The sequence below is a fragment of the Dellaglioa sp. CoH-56-MRSF-11 genome, assembly GCF_056782135.1.
Genome location: NZ_JBXAYE010000155.1, coordinates 1 through 245 on the forward strand (window position 1 = coordinate 1; position 245 = coordinate 245).

The window sequence follows — 245 nt, forward strand, 5'->3', positions numbered from 1 at the left end:
TAGCAATCCGGTGCGCTTCGCAGATCATGACGGGAAACCCGTTCGCGTTGCTGCGTTCCATGGGCTTGCGGCATTCAGGGCACAGCCCTGCACCTGCCACATCAGCACTCATGTTAATACGCGCCTCGACCTTATTGGTTGCGGCAGCTGCCGCAATTTGCGTGCGCGTCACGCCCGCCCGAATGAAGGATTGAGGTAGTTGCTGTTTCATGATGACCTCCGTCGATTGATAAGTCGTGTGCAGC

At 57.1% G+C, this 245-nt stretch carries 1 protein-coding gene; it reads right to left on the reverse strand.

The features are described from left to right. On the reverse strand, window positions 1–211 hold a 211-nt coding region (locus AC1RPT_RS08210), incomplete at its 3' end, for a hypothetical protein (protein WP_481763060.1). Between the last annotated feature and the right edge of the window lie 34 nt (window positions 212–245).